This window comes from Streptomyces sp. AN091965 (assembly GCF_022698285.1).
GTDB lineage: Bacteria > Actinomycetota > Actinomycetes > Streptomycetales > Streptomycetaceae > Streptomyces.
In genome coordinates, this window is the sequence record NZ_JALDMY010000001.1 from 3,538,179 (window position 1) to 3,561,740 (window position 23,562).

The 23,562-nt window shown below is 73.9% G+C and carries 15 protein-coding genes; 9 read left to right on the forward strand and 6 right to left on the reverse strand.

What is annotated here, in order from left to right:
* Nucleotides 1-4 precede the first annotated feature (4 nt).
* Nucleotides 5-589, reverse strand: a complete 585-nt coding sequence (locus MQV74_RS14790) for a hypothetical protein (RefSeq protein ID WP_242717832.1) — start codon at nt 587-589, stop codon at nt 5-7.
* A 224-nt stretch (nt 590-813) separates the two neighbouring features.
* Between MQV74_RS14790 and MQV74_RS14795 the strand changes: the two genes are divergently transcribed.
* The 4 genes from MQV74_RS14795 to MQV74_RS14810 all read left to right on the forward strand — a co-directional run bounded on the left by MQV74_RS14795 (nt 814) and on the right by MQV74_RS14810 (nt 5,930).
* Complete coding sequence (locus MQV74_RS14795; protein ID WP_242717833.1) at nt 814-2,673, forward strand: APC family permease; 1,860 nt, start codon at nt 814-816, stop codon at nt 2,671-2,673.
* Between the two features lie 216 nt (nt 2,674-2,889).
* Nucleotides 2,890-4,149: an ABC transporter substrate-binding protein gene (locus tag MQV74_RS14800; protein ID WP_242717835.1), complete on the forward strand. Its 1,260-nt coding sequence runs from the start codon at nt 2,890-2,892 to the stop codon at nt 4,147-4,149.
* A complete protein-coding gene (locus MQV74_RS14805; RefSeq protein WP_242717837.1) occupies nt 4,146-5,090 on the forward strand; it encodes a carbohydrate ABC transporter permease in 945 nt (314 codons plus the stop codon). The genes MQV74_RS14800 and MQV74_RS14805 overlap by 4 nt, the downstream gene beginning before the upstream one ends.
* Before the next feature lie 3 nt (nt 5,091-5,093).
* Entirely contained in the window at nt 5,094-5,930 is an 837-nt protein-coding gene (locus MQV74_RS14810; protein ID WP_242717839.1) for a carbohydrate ABC transporter permease, read from the forward strand.
* A 22-nt stretch (nt 5,931-5,952) separates the two neighbouring features.
* Here MQV74_RS14810 and MQV74_RS14815 read toward each other — a convergent pair whose 3' ends face one another.
* Nucleotides 5,953-7,485, reverse strand: coding sequence for an alpha/beta hydrolase (locus tag MQV74_RS14815; RefSeq protein ID WP_242717841.1), 1,533 nt, complete (start codon nt 7,483-7,485; stop codon nt 5,953-5,955).
* A gap of 181 nt (nt 7,486-7,666) precedes the next feature.
* Here MQV74_RS14815 and MQV74_RS14820 point away from each other — a divergent pair, with 181 nt between their 5' ends.
* Together MQV74_RS14820 and MQV74_RS14825 are read left to right on the forward strand one after the other, a co-directional pair.
* Nucleotides 7,667-10,456 (forward strand): AfsR/SARP family transcriptional regulator, encoded by a 2,790-nt coding sequence (locus MQV74_RS14820; protein WP_242717843.1) that lies wholly within the window; start codon nt 7,667-7,669, stop codon nt 10,454-10,456.
* Nucleotides 10,457-10,605: 149 nt separating this feature from the next.
* Nucleotides 10,606-11,355, forward strand: coding sequence for a DUF4232 domain-containing protein (locus MQV74_RS14825; protein WP_242717845.1), 750 nt, complete (start codon nt 10,606-10,608; stop codon nt 11,353-11,355).
* A gap of 136 nt (nt 11,356-11,491) precedes the next feature.
* Here the strand turns inward: MQV74_RS14825 and ppdK are convergent, their stop codons facing one another.
* Entirely contained in the window at nt 11,492-14,218 is a 2,727-nt protein-coding gene (gene ppdK, locus MQV74_RS14830) for a pyruvate, phosphate dikinase (RefSeq protein WP_242717847.1), read from the reverse strand.
* A gap of 441 nt (nt 14,219-14,659) precedes the next feature.
* Nucleotides 14,660-15,910: an ROK family transcriptional regulator gene (locus MQV74_RS14835; RefSeq protein WP_242717849.1), complete on the reverse strand. Its 1,251-nt coding sequence runs from the start codon at nt 15,908-15,910 to the stop codon at nt 14,660-14,662.
* A gap of 172 nt (nt 15,911-16,082) precedes the next feature.
* On the opposite strand from MQV74_RS14835, the gene MQV74_RS14840 reads away from it, so the two are divergent.
* Nucleotides 16,083-17,597, forward strand: a complete 1,515-nt coding sequence (locus MQV74_RS14840) for an MGH1-like glycoside hydrolase domain-containing protein (protein ID WP_242717851.1) — start codon at nt 16,083-16,085, stop codon at nt 17,595-17,597.
* Nucleotides 17,590-19,629, forward strand: a complete 2,040-nt coding sequence (locus MQV74_RS14845; RefSeq protein ID WP_242717853.1) for an amylo-alpha-1,6-glucosidase — start codon at nt 17,590-17,592, stop codon at nt 19,627-19,629. The genes MQV74_RS14840 and MQV74_RS14845 overlap by 8 nt, the downstream gene beginning before the upstream one ends.
* Nucleotides 19,630-19,715: 86 nt before the next feature.
* On the opposite strand, the gene dusB is transcribed toward MQV74_RS14845, so the two are convergent.
* Together dusB and MQV74_RS14855 are read right to left on the reverse strand one after the other, a co-directional pair.
* Nucleotides 19,716-20,867: a tRNA dihydrouridine synthase DusB gene (gene dusB, locus MQV74_RS14850; protein WP_138959622.1), complete on the reverse strand. Its 1,152-nt coding sequence runs from the start codon at nt 20,865-20,867 to the stop codon at nt 19,716-19,718.
* 130 nt (nt 20,868-20,997) lie between these two features.
* Complete coding sequence (locus MQV74_RS14855; protein ID WP_242717855.1) at nt 20,998-21,888, reverse strand: helix-turn-helix transcriptional regulator; 891 nt, start codon at nt 21,886-21,888, stop codon at nt 20,998-21,000.
* Nucleotides 21,889-21,995: 107 nt separating this feature from the next.
* On the opposite strand from MQV74_RS14855, the gene MQV74_RS14860 reads away from it, so the two are divergent.
* On the forward strand, nt 21,996-23,525 hold the full coding sequence (locus MQV74_RS14860) for an MFS transporter (protein ID WP_242717857.1): 1,530 nt from the start codon (nt 21,996-21,998) through the stop codon (nt 23,523-23,525).
* Nucleotides 23,526-23,562 lie beyond the last annotated feature (37 nt).

The window sequence follows — 23,562 nt, forward strand, 5'->3', positions numbered from 1 at the left end:
CGCGTCAGCGCAGGCCCGACGCCTCGAAGACGGCCTTCGCGCAGGTGCCGTCCAGGCGTGCCGTGAGCCAGGCGAGGTCGGTCACCCCGCAGCGCAGCAGGCCCGAGGCCCGGGCGGCGCGGGCCCCCGCGTCGAGGCGGTGCAGCAGCAGCGGGTTCTCGGCCAGGACCCTCGGGTCGAACTCGACGCGGTGGCCGAGCGAGTCGCACAGGACGAGCCGCGCGGCGACGGTCCGGCTGACGTGGACGCTGGTCAGCAGGTTCGTGCACACGTGCCGCTGCCGCAGCGGGCCGCGCACCGCGAGCCAGCCGGGGCCCGCCGTGACCCGCGCCGGGTGCAGGATCACGTACAGGAGCACCGCGAGCACCGCCCACAGGGCGACGCGGAGCGCGCTCAGCGTGCCCGCGGCCAGGTCGACGAGGACGATCAGGGCGAGCAGGGCCAGCGAACAGAAGACGGCGGCCCGCAGGTCGGCCCCCCAGCGCCGGTCGGTCACCACCTCGTCGCGGGTCGGCATCCGGTGCTCGCGCGTGCCCCCGCGGACGGCGCCGCGGTGCGCCGCGGCCCGCGTCCTCCAGTCAAGTCCCATGAGCCGCACCGTAGAGCGGCCCCACGGGCCCGGACGCGCTGTTGACGTACCGCATACACATCCATGCCACACCTTGACGCGAAGCTGACAGCCGGCCTTAACGCGGCGTCAAGAAGCCGCTCGCCCCCGCCAAGGAGCCGCCAAGAAGAGACTCCGGGCCCGCTCCGCGCGCTGACGCTGAGGTCAGCCGCGTTCTTGGCCATCCCGTTCGAAAGGCACACACCATGACGACCGTCTCCGAGCGCCCCGGCGCCCCGGCCATCGAGGAGCCCCCCGATACCGGTTCCGGCGTCCCGGACCCGGGCGACCGTCACCGTCTCACCGCGCTGCAGGGCCTCGCCGCCCTCTCCCTGGACGCCATGGCCTCCGTGGCCTACGGTCCCGAGGCCATCGTGCTCGTCCTCGCCGCCGCCGGGGGCCACGGCCTCGGCTTCACGCTGCCCGTGACGCTCGCGATCGCCGGTCTGCTCGCCGTCCTCGTGGCCTCCTACCGGCAGGTCATCGCCGCCTTCCCCGACGGCGGCGGCTCCTACGCGGCCGCGAAGACGCATCTGGGCCGCCGCGCGGGCCTGGTCGCGGCCGCGTCCCTCGTCCTCGACTACGTCCTGAACGTGGCCGTCGCCGTGACCGCCGGCGTGGCCGCCCTGACCTCCGCCTTCCCCGGCCTGTACGGCGACCGGCTGTGGCTGTGCCTGGGCGTCCTCGTCCTGATCACCGCGGTGAACCTGCGGGGCATCGTCGACTCGGCGCGGGTGTTCATCGTGCCGACCGCCGTGTTCGTGGGCGCGATCCTCACCATGGTCGCCGTCGGCCTGTTCCGTGACGGGCCGGTCTCCACCGAGGCCGCCGCAGGCCACGCCTCCGCCCTCGCCGACAACGCCACCACGGTCGGCGCGCTGCTCCTGCTCAAGGCCTTCGCGTCCGGCTGCTCCGCCCTCACCGGCGTCGAGGCGATAGCCAACGCGGTGCCGTCCTTCCGCTCCCCGCGCGTCAAGCGGGCCCAGCACGCGGAGGTCGCGCTCGGCGCGCTCCTCGGCGTGATGCTGATCGGCCTGTCCGTCCTGATCTCCCGCTTCGGGCTCCAGCCCGTCGAGGGCGTCACCGTGCTCGCGCAGCTCACGGACGCGTCCCTTGGCCACAACTGGGCCTTCTACGTGGTGCAGTTCGCCACCATGGTCCTGCTCGCCCTGTCCGCGAACACCTCCTTCGGCGGTCTGCCCGTCCTGATGAGCCTGCTGGCCCGGGACAACTACCTGCCGCACGTGTTCGCCCTCAAGGCCGACCGGCAGGTCCACCGCCACGGCGTGCTCGCGCTCGCCGTCGCGGGCGCGGCCCTCCTGGTCTTCTCCGGCGGCGACACCAACACCCTCGTGCCGCTCTTCGCCATCGGCGTCTTCGTCGGCTTCACGCTCTGCCAGACCGGCATGGTGCTCCACTGGCGCGCGGCGGGCCGGCCCGCGAAGGCGTTCCTGAACGGCTTCGGCGCGGTCCTCACCGGCGTCTCCGCGGTCGTCGTGACCGCCACCAAGTTCACCGAGGGCGCCTGGCTGATCGTGCTCGCGCTGCCCGCGATCGTGTGCGGCTTCGAGGTCGTGCACCGGGCGTACGGACGCATCGGTGAGGACCTCGGCCTCGGCCGCGTCCCCGAGCCGCCGCACCGCGACCACTCCCTGGTGATCGTGCCGGTGTCCGGACTGTCCCGGCTCACCTGCGAGGCGCTCAACGCCGCCGTGTCCCTGGGCGACGAGGTCCGCGCGGTCACCGTCACGCACGACGACCCCGAGGACCGCGCGGCCACGGCGGCGCTGCGGCGCGACTGGGAGCTGTGGAACCCCGGCGTCGACCTCGTCGAACTCCCCTCGGCCGCGCGCACGGTCGGGCGGCCCGTCGCCGCGTACGTCCGCAGGGTGTACCAGTACCACCCCGGCACCCGGGTCACCGTCCTCATCCCCGAGGTCGAGCCCGCGCACCTGTGGCAGCGGCTGCTCCAGAACCAGCGGGGCGCCGTCCTCGCCCACGCGGTACGCCGCGACACGGACGCGGTCATCTGCCGCCTCCGCTTCCGCCTCGCGCGGCGGCGCTGATCCGGCAGCCCTCCCCCGCCCGCCCGTCATCGCGCCGGCGCGCTCGTCCTCGAACGCCGGACGGGCCGGACGGCCGCCGGTGCGGACCGGCTCTCGTCCGCGGGCCCCCGATCGACCGGGGCAAACACACGGCCGCAATACGCCTGTCGTAATCCCCCTGCATGGTTGATCGTTGGGCCCGACACGTACCCGTCGATCCACGCAGGGGGACACGTCATGACCATGAACCGCAGGACACTGCTCGGCTCGGCCGCCGCGCTCGGGCTGCTCACCGCGTGCGGGTCCAACACCGGCCGCGGCGGCGGCGGTTCGGGCGGCAAGGGGCCGCGGCTCTCGCACTGGTACCACCAGTACGGCGAGGCGGGCACCGAGCAGGCCGTCAAGCGGTACGCGGCCGCGTACGGCGAGGCGGACGTCGCGGTCCAGTGGCGTCCCGGCAACTACGACGAGCAGACCGCCGCCGCCCTGCTCACGAAGTCGGGCCCCGACGTCTTCGAGGTCAACGGGCCCAGCCTGGACCAGATCCGGGGCGGCCAGGTCGTGGACGTCACGGACCTGCTCGACGGGGTGAGGGACGACTTCAACCCGGTGGTGCTCGCGCCCAAGACGCACGACGGCCGGATCTGGGCGATCCCGCAGGTCGTCGACATGCAGCTGCTGTACTACCGCAAGAGCCTCCTGTCCGACGCGGGCGTCGAGCCGCCGCGCACCCTCGACGCGCTCGTCGACGCGGCGAAGGAGCTGACCACCAAGAAGACCAAGGGGCTCTTCCTCGGCAACGACGGCGGCGCGGGCGTCCTCGGCGGCACCCCCCTGTACGCGGCGGGCCTCACCCTCGTGACCGACGACGGCAAGGTCGGCTTCGACGACCCGGCCGCCGCCCGCGCGCTCGCCAAGGTGCGCGAGCTGTACAAGGCGAAGGCGCTGCTGCTCGGCGCGCCCTCCGACTGGTCGGACCCGTCGGCGTTCGTGCAGGGCCTCACCGCCATGCAGTGGTCGGGCCTGTGGGCGCTGCCCGCGGTGCAGAAGGCGCTCGGGGACGACTTCGGGGTGCTCGCCTTCCCCGCGGACGGCCCCGGCGGCAAGCCCGCCGTGCCGGTGGGCGCGTACGGCGCGGCGGTGAGCTCCCGCTCGCGGCACGAGGACGCGGCCAAGGACTATCTGAAGTGGCTGTGGGTCGACAAGACCGCCTACCAGCAGGACTTCGCGCTCAGCTACGGCTTCCACATCCCCGCGAGGCTCTCCCTCGCGAAGAAGGCCGACGCGCTCGCCAAGGGCCCCGCGGCGGACGCCGTGCGCTTCTCCACCGAGAACGGCCACGCCGAGCCGCTCCTGTGGACGCCCGCGAGCCGCGTCGCGTACCAGGACGCGCTCAGCCGCATCATCAAGTCCGGCGCGAATCCGGAGAGCGAACTGAGGTCTGTGGTGCGCAAGGTGTCGGCGGAGCTCACCCGCGTGCGGAAGAAGTCCGCGTGAGCGGCGGCCGCCCCGGCCTCGCGCGGCGGCTCGCCGGGCCGCAGAACCGCACCCTGTGGTTCTGGGTGTTCGTCGGCCCCTTCGTGCTCGGCCTGTTCGTCTTCACGTACGTCCCGCTCGGCTGGAGCGTCTACCTCAGCTTCTTCGACGCCCACAACACCGTCTCGCCCACGGAGTTCGTCGGCCTCGACAACTACACGGCGATGCTGCGGAACGACGCGTTCACCGACAGCCTGTGGACGTTCGCCGTGTTCACGGCCTTCATCGTGCCGACGACGTTCGTGCTGTCCCTGTCGCTCGCCCTGATGGTGAACCGGCTGCGCCGCGCGCAGGCGTTCTTCCGGTCGGTGTTCTTCCTTCCGGCGGCGTGCAGCTATGTCGTGGCCGCCCTGATCTGGAAGATGTCGATCTTCAACGGGGTGCGGTTCGGGCTCGCGAACACCGTGCTCGGCTGGTTCGGCGCCGACCAGACGGCCTGGCTGTCGACCACGGACCCGCCCTGGTACTGGCTGGTGATCGTCACCGTACGCCTGTGGCTCCAGGCCGGGTTCTACATGGTCCTCTTCCTCGCCGGTCTCCAGCGGATCTCGCCCACCCTGTACGAGGCGGCCGCCGTGGACGGTGCCCGGCCCGGCTGGCAGGTCCTTCGCCACATCACGCTGCCGCAGCTGCGCGCCACGTCCGTCGCCGTGGCGCTGCTCCTGGTCATCAACGCCTTCCAGGCCTTCGACGAGTTCTACAACCTGCTCTCCGACGCCCGCGGCTACCCGCCGTACGCCCGGCCGCCGCTGGTCTACCTCTACTACACGGCGCTCGGCCAGGGGCAGAACCTCGGCCTCGGCAGCGCGGGCGCGGTGCTCCTCGCCCTGATCATCGCGGTGGTGACGGTCGGGCAGGCGCGCTGGTTCGGGCTCGGCCGGAGCGACGAGAAGGGAGCCTGAGCCATGCACGACGCGTGGGTGCGCGTGGGCCGGGCGCTGCGGCTCGCCCTGCTGATCGCCCTTGCCCTGCTCTTCCTGGTCCCGTTCTACCTCCTGGTGCGCAACGGCCTCGCGTCCGAGGCGGACATCACGTCGCCGGACTGGACGTTCTTCCCGTCCACGCTGCACTTCTCGAACGTCACCGAGCTGTTCCGGGACTCGACGGTGCCCATGGCCCGCTCCCTGTTCAACTCGGCGCTGATCGCGGTCCTGACGACCCTCGGCACGCTGCTGCTCGCCTCGCTCGCGGGCTACGGCCTGGCCCGCATCCCGTACCGGTACGCCAACCACGTGTTCTACGCGATCCTCGCCACGCTGATGGTCCCGGCCGCCGTCACCTTCGTGCCGAGCTTCGTGCTCGTGTCCTCGCTCGGCTGGGTCTCCACCCTGCGCGGCCTGATCGTGCCGACGCTGTTCTCGGCCTTCGCCTGCTTCGTCTTCCGCCAGTACTTCCTGGGCTTTCCCCGGGAGCTGGAGGACGCGGCGCGCGTGGACGGGCTCGGCTACTGGCGCACGTACTGGCGCGTGGTCGTGCCGAACACGCGGCCGGTGTTCGCGGCGGTCGGGACCATCGTGTTCATCGGCGCCTGGAACTCCTTCCTGTGGCCGCTGGTGATCGGCCAGGACCGGGAGGCGTGGACGGTGCAGGTGGCGCTCGCCTCGTTCACGACCTCGCAGGTGATCCGGCTGCACGAGCTGTTCGTCGCGGCCGCGGTGTCGATCCTGCCGCTGCTCGTGGTGTTCCTGTTCTTCCAGCGGTGGATCGTGGCGGGGGTGGAGCGGTCGGGCATCGACGACTGACCGCCCCGCCCCCGCAGGGCCGCTAGAAGGCGTTCGGGGCGGCCCCGGCGCGGCGCTGGCCGGGCGTGACGCGGCACGTCACGTCCTTGGCCGGGAGCTTGCCGGTGGCCAGGTAGCGCATGGACGGGTTCTCCGCGCACGGGTAGCGGCGGTCACCGAAGAGGACGCCGTGGCCCTCGCCCTCGTCGACGGTGATCATCCGCGAGCCCTTGAGGGCGCGGTGCATGTTCCGCGCGCCCACCAGCGGGGTCTGCGAGTCCCACTCGTTCTGCACGAGGAGCAGCGGGACGCCGTTGTCCACCTTGGTGACGGGCTCCGCGCCCCGCGGCCAGTACGCGCAAGGCGCGATGCCGGACGTGAAGTCCCCGTACAGCGGGTAGCGGACGGTGTCGCGCACCACGTCGCGGTAGTACGTCTCCGGGTCGCGGGGCCAGGCCGAGTCGGCGCAGACCACGGCGAACTGGGCGGCGAGTTCGTTGTCCTCCACCGGCGCCGCCGAGGGCCCGGACACCGTGGCGCCCGCCGCGGCGCGCTTCAGCTTGCGCACCAGCTCGGCCCCGCTGCGGACGGTGAAGAACTCGGGCCGGGCGAGGGTGCGCACTGCGGCGCCGTCGAGCTTCTCGCCGTCGAACACGATCGGCTCGCGGTCGGCCCGCTCCACGAGCTTCCAGAAGGTCCGCTGCACCTTCGCCGGGGAGGCGCCGAGGTGGTAGGTCGCGTCGCGCTCGGCGGTCCACTTCGACCAGCGCGTGAAGGCCGGTCCGACCTCCTGCGCCCAGATGCGGAACATGCCCCGCCACATCAGCCCGGGGTCGACGGCGCTGTCGAGGACGACCCGGTCCGCGCGCTTCGGGAACAGCTGCGTGTACACGGAGCCGAGCGCGGTGCCGTAGGAGACGCCGTAGTACGACAGCTTCTTCTCGCCGAGGGCCGCCCGCATGACGTCCATGTCGCGCGCGGTGTTGCGGGTGTTGATGTACGGCAGCACGCCGGGGTTCTTCGTGCGGCACCTGTCCGCGACGGACTTGGCCCACTTCGCGTTCCGGTCGAACTCCGCCCGCGAGCGGGTCGGCCGCGGGAAGTACTGGTCGGCGCCGGTGAGCCCGCAGCTCAGCGGCGAGCTCCTGCCGATGCCGCGCGGGTCGAAGCCGATCAGGTCGTACCGTTCGAGGACGGCCTTGGGCAGGCCCTGGGACGCGCCGAGCGGCAGGTCGAGCCCGGACGCGCCGGGCCCGCCCGGGTTGAAGGTCAGGATGCCGTGGCGCTTGCCGGGCTTGCTCGTCCTGACCCGGGAGATCTCGACCTTGAGGGTCTTGCCCCGCGGCGCGCTGTAGTCGAGCGGCACCTTGAGCGTCGCGCACTGGAACTTCGCGGGCAGGTCGGCCGCGCACCGCTTCCAGGTGAGCTGTTGCTGGGTGTACCGCGTGAGGTCGCGCGCCCCGGCGTCGTCGGGCGCGGCCGCCGCCGGGCCCGCGGCCAGGGAGGGCGCGAGGGTCGCCGTCAGGCCGAGCGCGAGCAGCGGCACGACGAGGCGTCTCGGTGCGGAGTGGGCCACGTGGAGCTCCCTTCGGTTCGTGTGGACGTACCGCACTGTGGGACGCGAACGCGGGCCCCTCGCCTCCGCCCGCCGCGCCCGGAACGAGCCAAAGGTGGCGTGAACACGGTCAACCGGTGCGGGAAAAGCGGCAACGGGCCCTCCGATAAACTGTCCGCTTTCCCCCTGGAAGGGTGCACACGTGGAGTTCCGGCTGCTCGGAGCGGTGTCCGTCGGCACCGAGGCCGGTGAGCTGCACCTCGGTCCCGCCAAGCGGCGCAGCCTCCTCGCCGCCCTGCTGCTCCGGCCCAACCGCCCCGTCCCGGTGGAGCAGCTGACCGCCACCCTGTGGGAGGACGAGCCGCCGCCGCGCGCCCGCAGCGTCATCCAGGGCCATGTGTCGCGGCTGCGGAGCCTGCTGGCCGACGCGGGCGCCGAGGTGTTCGGGGTCGAGCTGGTCACGCGGGGCGCGGCCTACCTCCTGCGGATGCCGGAGTCGCTGCTCGACGCCCACCGCTTCGAGGAGCTGGTGACGCTGGCCCGCGAGCAGCGCGCGCCCGGCGACGCCGTGGCCATGTACGAGGAGGCCCTGTCCCTGTGGCAGGGGCCCGCGCTGACCGGTGCCTATCCGAGCCCGCCGCTGCTCGCCGCCGCGCACGCCCTGGAGGAGCTCCGGCTCGCCTCCGTGGAGCTGCTCGCCGCGGCCTACGCGCGCCAGGGCGAGCACCACCGGGCGGCGGCCGTCCTGCGCGCGGAGGCCGAGGCCCATCCGCTGCGCGAGTCCCTCGCGGCCGCGCTGATGCGGGCGCTCCAGCGGGCGGGGCGCCGCTCGGAGGCGCTCGACTGGTTCCACCGCACCCGGCGGCTGCTCGCGGACGAGCTGGGCGTGGACCCGGGCCGGGAGCTCGCGGACGCGTACGCGGCGGCGCTGCGCGGCGCGGACGACGCAGCGGACGCCCCCGCACCGGCCCCGGCCGCCCCGGCGAAGGGCACCCCGGCCGCACCCGTCGCCGCCGCCCCGCTTCCCGCCGCCGCCCCGCTTCCCGCCCCGCTCGCGCCCACGGCTCCCCGGTCCGCCGCCACCGTCGACCTGCTGCCCCGGATGCCCCGCGGCTTCCACGGGCGCGCCGCCGAACTCACCGCGCTGTCCCGCGCCGCCGCGGGCGAGGCACCCGTGTGTCTGGTGACCGGGCCCGCGGGCGTGGGCAAGACGGCGCTCGCCGTGCACTGGGCGCACCGCGAGCGCGCCGCCTTCCCCGGCGGTCTGCTCTACGCCGACCTGCGCGGCTTCAGCGACACGGGCGATCCCGACCACCTCGAGGTGCTGCGCGAGTTCCTCCTCGCGCTCGGGGTGGGGCCGCGCCGGATACCGGAGTCGGCGGGCGGCGCCTCCGCCCTGTACCGCTCGCTCGCCGCCGACCGGCAGCTCCTCGTCGTCCTCGACAACGCACGCGACTCCGCGCAGGTCAGGGAGTTGCTGCCGGGGGGCGCCCGGTGCGTCACCGTGGTCACGAGCCGGTACCGCCTGCGTGGCCTGATCGCCTCGGACGCGGCCCGGCCCGTGCCGGTGGACGTCCTCGAACCGGACGACGGCACGGCCCTGCTCGCCGCGGTCCTCGGCGAGGAGCGGGTGCGCGCGGAGGCGGTGGCCGCCCGGCGCCTCGCCGAACTGTGCGGCGGGCTCCCGCTCGCGCTGCGGGTGGCCGCGGCGCGGCTCGCGGACCAGCCGGACTGGTCGCTCGGCGCGATGAGCGCCGAACTGTCCGACGAGTCGCGCCGGCTGTCCCTGCTCGACGTGGAGGACACGGGCGTGCGGGCGGCGCTGCGGCTCACCGTGCGCCGCCTGCCCGCGGACGTCGCGCACCACTTCGCCCATCTGGGCCGCCACCCGGGCACGCACGTCGACCGGTTCACGGCCGCCGCCCTCGCGGGCACCGACCCGGAGGCCGCCGAGGCCGCCCTGGAGCGACTCGCCGCGGCCCACCTCGTCACCCGCTCCGCACCGGGGCGCTGGTCGCTGCACGACCTCGTGCGCCTCTACGCGCGCGGCCTGGACGCCGGGCCCGACACGGTGCCCCGGGTGCTCGACCACCAGATCGCCACCGCCCTCGCCGCGATCGCCGCGGCCGAGCCCGGCGAGGAGGCCTGCTTCGGACTGCCCGGGGACTTCCACCGGCCGCCCGCCGTAAGGGAGTTCGCCGGCCGCGAGGAGGCCATGGCCTGGTACGCGGCCGAGCGCGACGATCTGACCCTGGCGGTGGGCGCGGCCCGCGCCGCCGCCCTGCACGGCAGGACCTGGCGGCTCGTGCTCGCGCTGTGGCCGCACATCGTGTGGCGGCACCGGGACGGCTGGGCACCGCTCCTGGAGACCGCGCTCGACGCCGCGAGGGCCGATGCCGACGCCCGCGCCGAGGCGCGGGTGCGGGCCCTGCTCGGCTGGGTCCTCGCCGAGGAGGGCCGCACCGGCGACGCCCTGGCCCATCTGGAGGCCGCGACCGAGCTCGCCGCGCGCGCCGAGGACGTGCCCGGGGAGGCGACGGCACTCATCAACCTGTCCCTCGTCCAGGCCGCCCTCGGCGACCCCGAGGAAGCGGCGGAGGGCTGCCTTCGGGCCGTCGGCCTCGCGCGCCGGGCGGGCGACCGGCACACCGAACGGCTCGCCCTGCACCACCTGGCCCGGCACCGCCTGGTCCTCCAGGAGTGGCGGGCGGCCCTCGACACGGCCACCACCGCGCTCGCCGTCGACATCTCCCCGCAGACGTCGGCGGCGTCGCGGGTGCTGCTCCTCACCACGGCCGGGGAGGCCCTGATCGGCCTCGGCGACGAGTGCGCGGGAGTGAGCCGCCTGGAGACCGCGGCCCACGAAGCGGAAGCGTCCGGTTTCGACGAGGGCGCGGTCGGGGCGCTCGGCGCGCTGCTGCGCGTCTCGGCGGACGTGGGCCTGCGAGCCCGCTACGACACAGCGGTGATGCGGCTCAGAGCGCAGCCCTGAGGACGGCACGACGAGTGCGGGCGGCACGTCAGCGGGACATCAGCCGGGCGTAAGCGGAACGCCAGCGGGGGCGACGAAAGTAGTGCTCACAGCGGGGGCGACCCCGCGAGGACCGCACCGACCAGCACCACCGCACAGGGGGACCTTCCATGCGTACGTCGCGTATCCGCACCACCGCTCTCGCCGCCACGGCCACCGCCGCCCTGGCCCTGTCCCTGACCGCCTGCGGCAGCTCGGACGACAACGGCGCCGGGAAGAACCGGGTGAGCACGGTCGGCAAGACGGCGGACACGTCCGGCAAGACCGCGGACACGTCCGGCAAGTCCGAGGGCACGGACGCGGCGGGCACGGCCGCGAAGACCGGCGGCCCGGCCGCGACGGGCGGCGGCGGGCAGACCGGCCCCTCCGGCGCCGCGTCGGCCTCGGTCGCGAAGGGCTCCGGCACCACCGTCGACGCCGCGCGCTCCGCCTCCGTGCGCCAGTGCGACGGCACCGAGATGTCGTACTCCGTGCTCCACCGCTTCGCGAAGCAGCGCGGCGAGCACCTGCTGATCACCGCCGTGAACGCCGACGCCAAGCCGTGCTGGGTCACCTCGTACCCGTCGGTCATGCTCGGGAACACCGTGAACGTCCTCGGCCACTCCGCCAAGGACGCCCCCGGCGGCACCGCGCGCATCACGGTCAAGCCCGGCGGCAAGGTCTACTCCGCCGTGAACCTCTTCGCCGACGGCCCGCGGTCCCACACCTCGTCGAGCCTGTCCCTGGCGCTGCGCGACCGCACCGGCGACACCGGCCCCGGCACCGACCAGGAGGCCTTCGCCAAGGGCGTGCCGTCGAAGTTCACCTGGTCCAGCGCGGACGTCACCAACTGGAACACCGCCAAGCCGTACGGCTTCTGAGACCTGCCCGGACACCCCCCAGTCCCGGGCAGCCCGAAGGGGCGGCACCCCCGCACAGGGTGCCGCCCCTTCGTCGTGGGCCGGGGCCGTCGCCGCATCGGTTGAGGGTCGGGGACACGGCGACGGACCCGGGGCTCTACCGGTGGTCGCTGCCCTGGGCCTGGGAGGCGGCGCGGCCCGCTTCGAGGCGGGCGACCGGGATGCGGAAGGGCGAGCAGGAGACGTAGTCGAGGCCCACCTCGTGGAAGAAGTGCACCGACTCCGGGTCGCCGCCGTGCTCGCCGCAGACGCCGAGCTTGATGTCGGGGCGCGTGGCGCGGCCCGCCTCGACGGCGCTGCGCACCAGGGCGCCGACGCCGTCCTTGTCGATGGTCTCGAAGGGGCTGACGCCGAAGATGCCCTTCTCCAGGTACGCCGTGAAGAACGAGGCCTCCACGTCGTCGCGGCTGAAGCCCCACACCGTCTGGGTGAGGTCGTTCGTGCCGAAGGAGAAGAACTCGGCGGCCTCGGCGATCTGACCGGCCGTCACGGCGGCGCGGGGCAGCTCGATCATGGTGCCGATGGAGAGCTTCAGATCCGTGCCGGTGGCGGCCTGGACCTCGGCGATGACCCGGTCGGCCTCGTCGCGGACGATCTCCAGCTCCTGGACGGTGCCGACCAGCGGGATCATGATCTCGGCGCGCGGGTCTCCCTTGGCGTTCTTGCGCTCGGCCGCGGCCTCCGCGATCGCGCGGACCTGCATGGTGAACAGGCCGGGGATGACCAGGCCGAGGCGGACGCCGCGCAGGCCCAGCATCGGGTTCTGCTCGTGCAGCCGGTGCACGGCCTGGAGCAGGCGCAGGTCGTTCTCGTTGGCGTCCTTGCGGGACTCGGCGAGCGCGACGCGGACCGAAAGCTCGGTGATGTCGGGCAGGAACTCGTGCAGCGGCGGGTCGAGCAGGCGGACGGTGACCGGCAGCCCGTCCATCGCCTCGAAGAGCTCGACGAAGTCCTGCTTCTGCTGCGGGAGCAGGGCCTTCAGGGCCTCCTCGCGCTCCCCGTCGGTGTCGGCGAGGATCAGCTTCTCGACCATCTCGCGGCGCTCGCCGAGGAACATGTGCTCGGTGCGGCACAGGCCGATGCCCTGCGCGCCGAACCGGCGGGCGCGCAGCGCGTCCTCGGCGTTGTCGGCGTTGGCGCGCACCCGCAGCCGGCGCTTGCCGTCGGCGAAGGCCATGATGCGGTGCACGGCCTGGACGAGCTCGTCGGCGTCGTCGGCACCGGCGTGCATGCGGCCCTCGAAGTACTCGACGACCGGGGACGGCACGACCGGGACCTCGCCCAGGTAGACCTTGCCCGTGGAGCCGTCGATGGAGACGACGTCGCCCTCCTCGACGACGGTGTCGCCGACCGTGAGGCGGCGGCGCTTGGTGTCGACCTCAAGGTCCTCGGCGCCGCAGACACAGGTCTTGCCCATGCCGCGCGCGACGACGGCCGCGTGCGAGGTCTTGCCGCCGCGCGAGGTCAGGATGCCCTCGGCGGCGATCATGCCGTCCAGGTCGTCGGGGTTGGTCTCGCGGCGGATCAGGATGACCTTCTCGCCGGAGCGCGACCACTTGATGGCGGTGTAGGAGTCGAAGACGGCCTTGCCGACGGCGGCGCCCGGCGAGGCGGCGATGCCCCGGCCGAGCTGCTCGACCTTGGCCTCGTCGTCGAAGCGCGGGAACATCAGCTGCGCGAGCTGGGCGCCGGTGACGCGCTGGAGCGCCTCGGCCTCGCTGATCAGGCCCTGGTCGACGAGCTGGGTCGCGATGCGGAAGGCCGCGCCCGCGGTGCGCTTGCCGACGCGGGTCTGGAGCATCCACAGCTGCCCGCGCTCGATGGTGAACTCGATGTCGCAGAGGTCCTTGTAGTGGGTCTCCAAGGTCTCCATGATCTGCATGAGCTGGTCGTACGACTTCTTGTCGATCTGCTCCAGATCGGCGAGCGGGACGGTGTTGCGGATGCCCGCGACGACGTCCTCGCCCTGCGCGTTCTGGAGGTAGTCGCCGTAGACGCCCTGGTGGCCGCTCGCGGGGTCGCGGGTGAACGCCACGCCCGTGCCCGAGTCGGGGCCGAGGTTGCCGAAGACCATCGAGCAGACGTTGACGGCGGTGCCCAGGTCGTGCGGGATGCGCTCCTGGCGGCGGTAGAGCTTGGCCCGGTCGCCGTTCCAGGAGTCGAAGACCGCCTTGATGGCGAGGTCCATCTGCTCGCGCGGGTCCTGCGGGAAGTCGCGGCCCGCCTCGGCCTTGACGATCTTCTTGAACTTGGTGACGAGCTTCTTGAGGTCGGCCGCCTCCAGGTCGGTGTCGACCGTGACCTTCTTGGCGTCCTTGGCCGCCTCCAGGGCGTCCTCGAAGAGGTCGCCCTCGACGCCGAGGACGGTCTTGCCGAACATCTGGATGAGCCGGCGGTAGGAGTCCCAGGCGAACCGGTCGTCGCCCGCCTGCTTGGCGAGGCCCTGGACGGACTTGTCGGAGAGCCCGATGTTCAGGACGGTGTCCATCATGCCGGGCATGGAGAACTTGGCGCCCGAGCGGACCGAGACGAGCAGCGGGTCGTCGGCCTGGCCGAGCTTCTTGCCCATCTTCTGCTCAAGGGCGTCGAGGTGCGCGCTCACCTCGTCGCGCAGCGCCACGGGCTCCTCGCCGCTGTCGAGGTAGACCTTGCAGGCCTCGGTGGTGATGGTGAAGCCCGGAGGGACGGGAAGGCCCAGGTTGGTCATCTCGGCGAGGTTCGCACCCTTGCCACCGAGGAGGTCCTTGAGGTCCTTGTTGCCCTCGGTGAAGTCGTAAACGAACTTCACGCCCTGAGCTACGTGGGGATCTTTGTTTTCCGACACGGGTCTCGACTCCTCGAGGACGCGGCTGCCCTGACGGCGAGGAACATACCCAGATCGAAGGCTTCTGGGTACGTCCACTTGTGGGTCATGCGGTCGCAACCACCCGTGTGCCAGCAGATCGAAAGTAACGCGCGAGTAATGATCTTGACTGGAGTGAGTTCACCTCTTGAAGACATAAACGCGCAGCGTGAATCCAGGCTCCCCATTGAGCACGGAACGTAGCAATGTGATCGATCATTTGAAGTGTCAACGCGTGGCACTCAGTGCCACCCCTTGGAAAGGTGCAGCGGGGCAAGATCCGCTCATCTGAGCGTAGGGGCTATCAGGGGTGGCGAGAATCACGCCCTGACTTGCCAAAGTTTTGGCATCTGAGCGCTCCTCGGCTCACCCGAGAGGCCGTCGGGAGGGTGGGGGCGAAGATCGGGGCACCCCGTGCCCGGCTCAGAAGCCGAGGGCCGCGAGCCGTTCCTCCGCGCGCTGCGGCGCGTACAGGTGCTCCACCACCAGGGCTCCCGCCCCGGTCACGGCCGCCCGCTCGCCGAGCCGCGAGGTGACGATCTCCAGATGAGCGGTGGAGCGCGGCAGCGCCCGCTGATAGAGCAGCTCCCGCACGCCTGTCAGGAAGGGCGTTCCGGCCAGATCTCCCGCGATCATCAGAACGCCCGGATTGAGGAGCGTCACGACCGTGGCGAGCACCTCGCCGACCCGCTGCCCCGCCTCGCGCGCGAGGCGCACCGCCTCGGGGTGCCCGGCCGCGAGCAGCTCCGCCACGTCGGAGCCGGAGGTCACGTCCGCGCCGGAGGGCGCGGGCACGCCCGCCGCCGCGAGCCGCCCGGCGAGCGCGCGCCCGCTGGCCACCGCCGCCAGACAGCCGTACGAGCCGCAGCGGCACAGTGCGGTCTCGCTCCCGGGCACCCACGGCACCCGTATGTGCCCGATGTCGCCCGCGCCGCCGTCCGCGCCCCGGTACACGGAGCCGTCCACGACGACGCCCGCGCCGATGCCGGTGGAGACCTTGACCAGGGCGAAGGCCGAGCAACCGGGATAGGCCGCGCGCTGCTCCCCGTACGCCATGAGGTTGGCGTCGTTGTCGACGAGGACCGGCACCCGGGCGGAGCCGCCCGCCCGCGCGGCGAAGGAGCGGCGCAGCCGCGCTCTTATGTCGTAGCCGTCCCAGCCCGGCATGATCGGCGGCTGCACCACGCGGCCCGTCTCGCTGTCGACCGGGCCCGGCACGGCGAGCCCGATGCCGCACACCGCGCGCGCGGCCCGGCCGCCCTCGCGCAGCAGCGCGGCGAACCGGACCCCCAGCTCGTCCAGGACCCGCTCCGGCCCCTCGTCCACCCGCAGGGGCCCGGTGTGCTCGGCGAGGACGTCACCGGTGAGGGTGAGCAGGGCCGCGCGGGCGTGCCGGGTCTCCAGGCCCGCGGCGAGGACCACGGCGTGCCCGTCGTCGAACTCCAGACGCGCCGCGGGGCGGCCGCCGAGCGGGGAACCGGCCACCGTTTGGGAGCCCTCGCGCAGCCAGCCCGCGCGGAAGAGGCGGTCGAGGCGCTGGCCGACCGTGGCCCGGGAGAGGCCCGTGACCTGCTGGAGGGCGCCGCGTGTGGTGGCGCGGCCGCTGCGCACGAGGTGCAGCAGGTCGCCCGCGCTCGCCTGGGCGGTCCCGCGCACCGAGGTCCCGTTCCTCATGGCCACTCCTCGTCCCCTGCTTCCTTGCCTACCCACGTCTCCCCTTGCGCGCGTCAACTCGACGTTACATATTGGGTTTTGCGTGTTAAGTAGACGTAACCCTAGGGTGGAACAAGCCGAACTGACAGCCTGTCGGCACGGGAAGCGCGCTGCCGGGCTGAGGGAGAGACGCGTGGACCGCACCACCACGGGCGCCGCGGTGACGGCGCCGTCCTCCCCGGCGGCCGCGGTCCTGGCCGACGGGGCGACGAGCGGCGCGAGCGCGCCGAAGAGCGCGGCCGGGGCGGGCGCGAGGGGCGACCCGGACCCCTTACGCGCGGCCGCCGCCCGGGTGCTGCACGGCAACTGGACCGGCGCCTCCACCGTCCCGTCCCGCGAGCTGTACCCCCACCAGTGGTCCTGGGACTCCGCGTTCATCGCGATCGGGCTGCGCCATCTGTCGCCGCTGCGCGCCCAGTTGGAGCTGGAGACGCTCCTTGGCGCGCAGTGGGGCGACGGCCGCGTCCCGCACATCGTGTTCAACCCCTCCGTGCCGCTCGACGCGTACTTCCCCAGCCCCGACTTCTGGCGCTCCGCCACCGCCGGGCGCGCGGCGGGCGCGCCGGGCGGCGTGCAGACCTCCGGCATCGTGCAGCCGCCGGTGCACGCCCTCGCCGCCTGGCTGGTGCACCTCGCCGACCCCGGTCTGTCCCGGGCCCGCTCCTTCCTCGCGCGCGTCCACCCGCGCCTCGCGGCCTGGCACCGCTTCCTGCTGCACCGGCGCGACCTCGGCGGCGCAGGGCTCGCCGCCGTCGTCCACCCCTGGGAGCAGGGCATGGACAACAGCCCCTGCTGGGACGGCCCACTGAGCCGCGTTCCCCCCGCGCTGCCGCGCACCTTCCGCCGCGCCGACCTGGACCACGGCTGCCCGCGCGACCGGCCGACGGACCTCGACTACGGACGGTACGTACGGCTCGCGGCGGACTACCGCGACCGCAGGTACGGCGCCGCCGACCCCGGACCCGCCGAGCGGCAGGGCGACTTCGCCGTCGAGGACCCGGCCTTCAACGCCCTCCTGATCGCCTCCGAGCACGCCCTCGCCCGCATCACCGGCGAGCTCGGCGTCGCCGCGACGGCCCGGCACGAGCGCGCGGAGCGGCTCACCCGGGCCCTGGTGGAGCGGCTGTGGGACCCGGCGTCCGGGATCTTCCGGTGCCGCGACCTGCGGGCCGGGCCCGACGGGGGCGCGCCGGTGGCGGAGCGTGGGGTCACCGGGCTCGTCCCGCTGCTGCTGCCCGGGCTGCCGGGCGAGGTCGTCACCGCCCTGGTGGACACGGTGTGCGGCCCGCACTTCGCGCTCGGCGGCCGGGCCCGGCTCGTCCCCAGCCACGACCTGCTGAGCCCGGCCTTCGACGCCCGCCGCTACTGGCGCGGGCCCGCCTGGATCAACACCAACTGGCTGGTCGAGCGCGGCCTGCGGCTGCACGGCGAGCGGGCGCGGGCCGACGCCCTGCGCGCGGCACTCCTTGACGTGGCCGCGGCCTCCGGCTTCTCCGAGTACGTCGATCCGTACACGGGGCGCGGCTGCGGCACCCGCGGCTTCAGCTGGAGCGCGGCACTGGCACTGGATCTGCACCTGGACGCGGACCACGCGTCCGCACACCACACAGCGGGGGCTGGCAGGAGCGAGAGGGCCCGACATGACTGACCGGCACCACCATCACCTGCTCGTACGCGGGACGACGTTCGCGGCCGTCGGCCCCGGCGGTGACATCCGCGGCGTTCCGGGCGGCGGCTCCCCCGACGGCCTCTTCGTGCGCGACGCGCGGCACCTGAGCCGCTGGCAGTTGACCGTGGACGGCGCCGTCCCCGAGGTCCTGAGCCCCGCCGGGGGCGGACCCGCCGGGACCGCCGGGCCTGCCTCCGGGACAGGCGGCGGGACCGGCGGCGGGGGCGTGGGCGCGGACGTGGCGCGCTGCGTGCTCGTGCCGCGCGGCGGCCGTCAGGAGCCGCCCGCCTACACGCTCTTCCGCGAGCAGGCCGTCACCGACGGCACGCTGGTCGAGGCCGTGCGGATCACCAGCAACCGCCCGGTGCCGACGACGCTGCGGCTCGCGCTGACCGCCGACGCCGACTTCACCGACCAGTTCGAGCTGCGCGCGGACCACCGTACGTACGCGAAGCCGGGGGCGGTCCGGTCCCGGCGGGTCCTTCAGGCACCGGGCGACGCGGACGAACGGGGCCCGGGCGGCATCGAGTTCGCCTACCGCCGCGGGGACTGGCTGGCCCGCACCACCGTCACCGCCGAGCCCGCGCCGGACGCCGTCGAGGAGACCGGCACCGGGGCCCGGCGGCTCGTCTGGGCCCTCGAACTGGCCGCGCACGCCTCCGCCGAGCTCGCCCTGACCGTCGCCGCGGCGCCGCACGGCGCGCCGCCGCTGCCGCCCGCACCCGTGTCGCCGAGCGCCGCCATCTCCCAACTGGCCGCTGTGCAGCGGGAGTTCACCGCCGACGTGCCGCTGCCCGCGGCCTGGCCCGAGCTCGCGGCCGCGTGTACGCGCGGACTCTTCGACCTCGCCGCGCTCCAGGTGCCCGCGCGCGGGCCCGACGGCGAGGAGCTGCGGGTGCCCGGCGCCGGGGTCCCCTGGTTCCTCACCCTGCTGGGCCGTGACGCGCTCCTGACCTCGCTCTTCGCGCTGCCGCATCTGCCGCGCCTGGCCGCCGCGACGCTGCCCGCGCTCGCCGCGACCCAGGCCACCGAGGCCACGCGGGGGCGGGCCGCGCAGCCCGGCAAGATCGTGCACGAGGTGCGGCACGGCGAGCTCGCCCACTTCGACCAGGTCCCGTACGGGCGCTACTACGGCTCCGTGGACGCCACTCCGCTCTTCCTCGTCCTGCTCGGCGCGTACACCGAGCAGACCGGCGACACGGCGCTCGCCCGCCGGTTGCAGGCGCACGCGCGCGCCGCCGTCGGCTGGATGCTCGACCACGGCGGGCTCACCGCGCGCGGCTACCTCGTCTACCGCGCCGACGAGGGCGGACTCGCCAACCAGAACTGGAAGGACTCGCCCGGCGCGATCTGCGGCGCCGACGGGGACCGGCCGACCGGGCCCGTCATGGCCGCGGGCGCCCAGGGCTACGCGTACGACGCGCTGCGGCGCACGGCCTGGCTCGCCCGGGCCGTCTGGGACGACCCCGTCTACGCCGACCTGCTCACCCAGGCCGCCGCCGACCTGCGGGACCGCTTCCAGCGGGACTTCTGGATGGCCGCGCGCGGCTTTCCCGCGCTCGCGCTCGACGGGGAGGGGCGGCAGGTCGACGCGCTCGCCTCCGACGCGGGGCACCTGCTGTGGTCCGGGCTCCTCGACAAGGAGTACGGCGAGGCGGTGGGGCGCCGCCTCCTCGAACCCGACTTCTTCTCCGGCTGGGGCGTGCGCACGCTGGCCGCCGGGCAGGGGGCGTACCACCCGCTCTCCTACCACCGCGGGTCGGTGTGGCCCCACGACAACGCGCTCATCACGCTCGGGCTCTCGCGGTACGGGCTGCACGACGAGGCCCGGGTGGTGGCCCGTGCCCTGGTGGACGCCGCGACCACGGCCTGCGGCCGGCTCCCCGAAGTCCTGGCCGGCTACGAACGCACCGCCTACCCCGAGCCGGTCCCCTACCCCCACGCCTGCACCCAGGACTCCCGCTCGGCGGCGGCCCCCCTGGCCCTCCTGACAGCGATCACGATCGGCTGACCCGTACCAGCCGTCTCCGCTGTGGGCAATCGTCCCGCTGGGCGGGACGGGTGGTCACAGGGGGAGGCCGGTCCAGCGGGAAGCCGTCAGCCGCCCGAGGTGTCCAGTTCGGCTTCCTCGGAGACGCCCGCGCAGTCGTAGGGGTCGCGGAGCCACCCGTCCGGCAGGACCACCCGGTTGTTGCCGGAGGTCCGCCCGCGCGGCCCGTCCGCCCCGTCGGGCCACGCCTGGTCCAGGTCCAGCTCGTCGAGCCCGCCCCGGAGCTCCGCGAGGGACGACGTGATCGCGAGGCGCTTGCGCATCTCGGAGCCGACCGAGAACCCCTTGAGGTACCAGGCCACGTGCTTGCGGAAGTCGATGACGCCCCGCGCCTCGTCCCCGATCCACTCACCGAGGAGCCCGGCGTGCCGGACCATGACGTCGGCGACGGTCCGCAGCGTGGGCCGCGCCAGGTCCTCCGTACGGCCCTCGAAGGCCGCCACCAGGTCGCCGAACAGCCACGGCCGCCCCAGGCAGCCGCGCCCGACGACCACGCCGTCGCACCCGGTCTCGCGCATCATGCGCACGGCGTCCGCCGCCGACCAGATGTCGCCGTTGCCGAGGACGGGGATCTCGGGGACGTGCTCCTTGAGGCGGGCGATCGCGGACCAGTCCGCGGTGCCGCCGTAGTGCTGCGCGGCCGTCCGCCCGTGCAGGGCGATCGCGGTGACGCCCTCCTCCACGGCGATGCGCCCCGCGTCCAGGTACGTGATGTGGTCGTCGTCGATGCCCTTGCGCATCTTCATCGTGACCGGCAGGTCGCCCGCCCCGCTCACGGCCTCCTTGAGGATCGCGCGCAGCAGGTGGCGCTTGTACGGCAGCGCGGAGCCGCCGCCCTTGCGCGTGACCTTGGGGACCGGACAGCCGAAGTTGAGGTCGATGTGGTCGGCGAGGTCCTCTTCCGCGATCATGCGGACGGCCTTGCCGACGGTGGCCGGGTCGACGCCGTACAGCTGGATCGAGCGCGGCTTCTCGCTCGCGTCGAAGTGGATCAGCTGCATGGTCTTCTCGTTGCGCTCGACGAGCGCACGCGTCGTGATCATCTCGCTGACGAAGAGGCCCTTGCCGCCGCTGAACTCCCGGCACAGGGTCCGGAACGGCGCGTTCGTGATCCCCGCCATGGGCGCGAGCACGACGGGCGGCTGCACCAGGTGGGGACCGATCGACAGCGTCGACGGTGCGGTCTGCGGCTGGGACATCGGGCGGCTCTCCGGGAACGTGCGGGACTCTCGATGAGGAGCGGGCAAGCATCCATTGTCCCTCAGCCCGCGACCCGCCGGTCCCGGGCCCGCGACCGGCCCGCCCCCCGGGCCCCGCCGGGCCGGTTCCTCAGGCTCCGCCCGGCCCCTTGGCCAGCTCCGCGAGCCGCTCCAGGCGCTCCTCGGTGCCGTCGTCGGCGGGCACGTACGCGACGAGGCGGTAGGCCTGCGACTCCGGCGCGAACCACATCGTGCGGTGCTCCAGGCTGAGCAGCCCCACCTGGGGGTGCTCATAGCGTTTGACGTGCGGTGACATCGCACCCAGCTCATGGCGCCGCCACAGCTCGCGGAACTCCGCCGACTCCTTGAGCAGCCCGTCGAGCCGCTCCTTCCAGGCGGGCTCGGCCACGTGCTCGGCCATGCCCGCGCGGAACTTCGCGATCAGGTCGCGCAGCATCTCGTCCCGGTCGAGGAAGGTCTCGCGCCAGCGCTTGCTGGTGACGAGCAGCCACAGGCAGTTGCGCTCCCGGGGCGGCAGCTCGGTCAGCTCGCCGAAGACCTGCGCGAAGGGGCCGTTGTGGGCGAGGACGTCGTAGCGGGCGTTCTGCAGGGTCGCCGGGTAGGGCGCCATGCGGTGCATCAGACGCAGGGCGGTGCCGGTGACGAGGGGGCACTCGGTCTCGGGGCGCGGGTCGACCACGCCGGCGAGCGCGAAGAGGTGGCCGCGCTCGGTCTGGTCCATGAGCAGGGCGCGGGCGATGGCGTCGAGGACCTGCGCGGAGACCCGGATGGGCCGCCCCTGCTCCAGCCACGTGTACCAGGTGACGCCCACCGCGGAGAGCTGCGCGACCTCCTCGCGGCGCAGGCCGGGCGTGCGCCGCCGGGTGCCGCGCGGCAGGCCCGTCTGCTCGGGCGTGATCCGCTCGCGGCGGCTGCGCAGGAAGGCGGCGAGCTCCCGCCTGCGGGTGGCGTCGTCCGCGACGGGCCCCGTGGGCGTCAGCGGCTCTGCGGTCATGGCCATGGTCACGCTCCCAGCCTCGCGCAGCCCGCGCCCCGTTGCCAGGTGCGTCTACTACCAGGATAAAGACACTCTGGTACCCGTCTTGGCGACTGCTCATCGTCGTATCCGTGACTCGCACAACGACTCCTACGACGCCGCACACCACAACTCCCACAGCTCCCACAGCTCCCACAGCTCCCACAGCTCCCACAGCTCCCACCACGACCACCACGACCACCACGACCGGGACCGCCGCGGCCGTCCCGGCCCCGGCTCCCGCGCTCAGCGCCCTGGGCCTGTTCGCCCTCCTGCTCGGCGCCTCCCTGCCGAGCACCGACTTCTTCGTCGTCAACGTGGCCCTGCCCGACATCGAGCGCGATCTGGGCGCCTCCCCGTCCGCCCTGGAGATGATCGCCGCCGGGTACGCCGTCGCGTACGCCGTGCTGCTGGTCCTCGGCGGCAGGCTCGGGGACGCGTACGGGCGGCGCAGGCTGTTCCTGTGGGGCGTCGCCGGGTTCGGGGTGACCTCGCTGGCCTGCGGTGTCGCCCCCGACGCCTGGTCGCTCGTGGCGTTCAGGGCCGCGCAGGGCGCCGCGTCCGCGCTGCTGCTTCCGCAGGTGCTCGCCACCCTCCACGCGACGACGCGCGGCGAGCGGCGCGCGCGGGCCGTCGCCCTGTACGGGGCGGTGAGCGGGCTCGCGATGGTGCTCGGGCAGGTGCTCGGCGGGGTCCTGGTGTCGGCCGACCTCGCGGGGACCGGCTGGCGCATGGCGTTCCTGATCAACGTGCCGGCCGTCGCGCTCGCGTGGCCGCTCGCGCTGCGGTCGGTGCCGGACAGCCGGGCCGGGCAGCCGGGGCGCGGCGACGTCGGCGGCACCGTGCTCCTTGCCGCCGCGCTGCTCGCGCTGCTGCTGCCGCTGACCGAGGGCCGCTCGGCGGGCTGGCCGCTGTGGTCGGTGCTCACGCTCCTTGCCGCACCCCTGCTGATCCGGGCGTTCGCCGCCGTGGAGCGGCGCGCGGAGCGCACCGGCGGCAGCCCGCTCCTTCCCCTGTCGCTGCTGCGCGAGCCGGGGGTCGTACGGGGTCTGCTGATCGGCGCCCCGATCTTCATCGGCTTCAGCGGCTTCATGTTCGTCAGCGCCGTGACGCTCCAGGAGGGGCTCGGCTACGGCGCCCTGAAGGCGGGCCTGACGCTGATCCCCATGGGGCTCGCGCAGTTCGGCGCGTCCCTGCTGCTGCCGCGCGTGGTGAACCGGTTCGGCGCCCGCACCCTGCCCCTGTGCGCCCTGGTGCACGGCGCGGGCCTCACCGTGCTCGCCGCCACCGTCCTGTGGGCCCCGTGGTCCGCGCTCAGCCCGCTGACGCTCGCCCCCGGTCTGCTCCTGTGCGGCCTCGGCCAGGGCATCCAGCTGCCGCTGTACTACCGCGTGCTGCTGGCCGCCGTGCCCCCGGCGCGGGCGGGCGCGGGCAGCGGTCTCGCGGCGACCGCCCAGCAGTCGGGCCTGGCCGTCGGGGTCGCCACGCTCGGCTCGCTGTTCCTGGCCCTGGAGCCGGGCCTCGGCCTGCGCGGCGCGTTCGCGATCGTGCTCGGCGCGCAGCTCGCGGGCCTGCTCGGCCTGGCCGCGCTGGGCCTCAGGCCGGCGCGCGACCCGGGCTGAGCCCCGGGCCGCCCGGGGCGCGGCACCCGCCCCGGGG

What these genes read in the sequence shown, in the direction of transcription:
- MQV74_RS14790 (WP_242717832.1), bottom strand. Translation starts at nt 589, where the DNA reads ATGGGACTTGACTGGAGGACGCGGGCCGCGGCGCACCGCGGCGCCGTC.
- MQV74_RS14795 (WP_242717833.1), top strand. Translation starts at nt 814, where the DNA reads ATGACGACCGTCTCCGAGCGCCCCGGCGCCCCGGCCATCGAGGAGCCC.
- MQV74_RS14800 (WP_242717835.1), top strand. Translation starts at nt 2,890, where the DNA reads ATGACCATGAACCGCAGGACACTGCTCGGCTCGGCCGCCGCGCTCGGG.
- MQV74_RS14810 (WP_242717839.1), top strand. Translation starts at nt 5,094, where the DNA reads ATGCACGACGCGTGGGTGCGCGTGGGCCGGGCGCTGCGGCTCGCCCTG.
- MQV74_RS14825 (WP_242717845.1), top strand. Translation starts at nt 10,606, where the DNA reads ATGCGTACGTCGCGTATCCGCACCACCGCTCTCGCCGCCACGGCCACC.
- MQV74_RS14835 (WP_242717849.1), bottom strand. Translation starts at nt 15,910, where the DNA reads ATGAGGAACGGGACCTCGGTGCGCGGGACCGCCCAGGCGAGCGCGGGC.
- MQV74_RS14845 (WP_242717853.1), top strand. Translation starts at nt 17,590, where the DNA reads ATGACTGACCGGCACCACCATCACCTGCTCGTACGCGGGACGACGTTC.
- dusB (WP_138959622.1), bottom strand. Translation starts at nt 20,867, where the DNA reads ATGTCCCAGCCGCAGACCGCACCGTCGACGCTGTCGATCGGTCCCCAC.
- MQV74_RS14855 (WP_242717855.1), bottom strand. Translation starts at nt 21,888, where the DNA reads ATGGCCATGACCGCAGAGCCGCTGACGCCCACGGGGCCCGTCGCGGAC.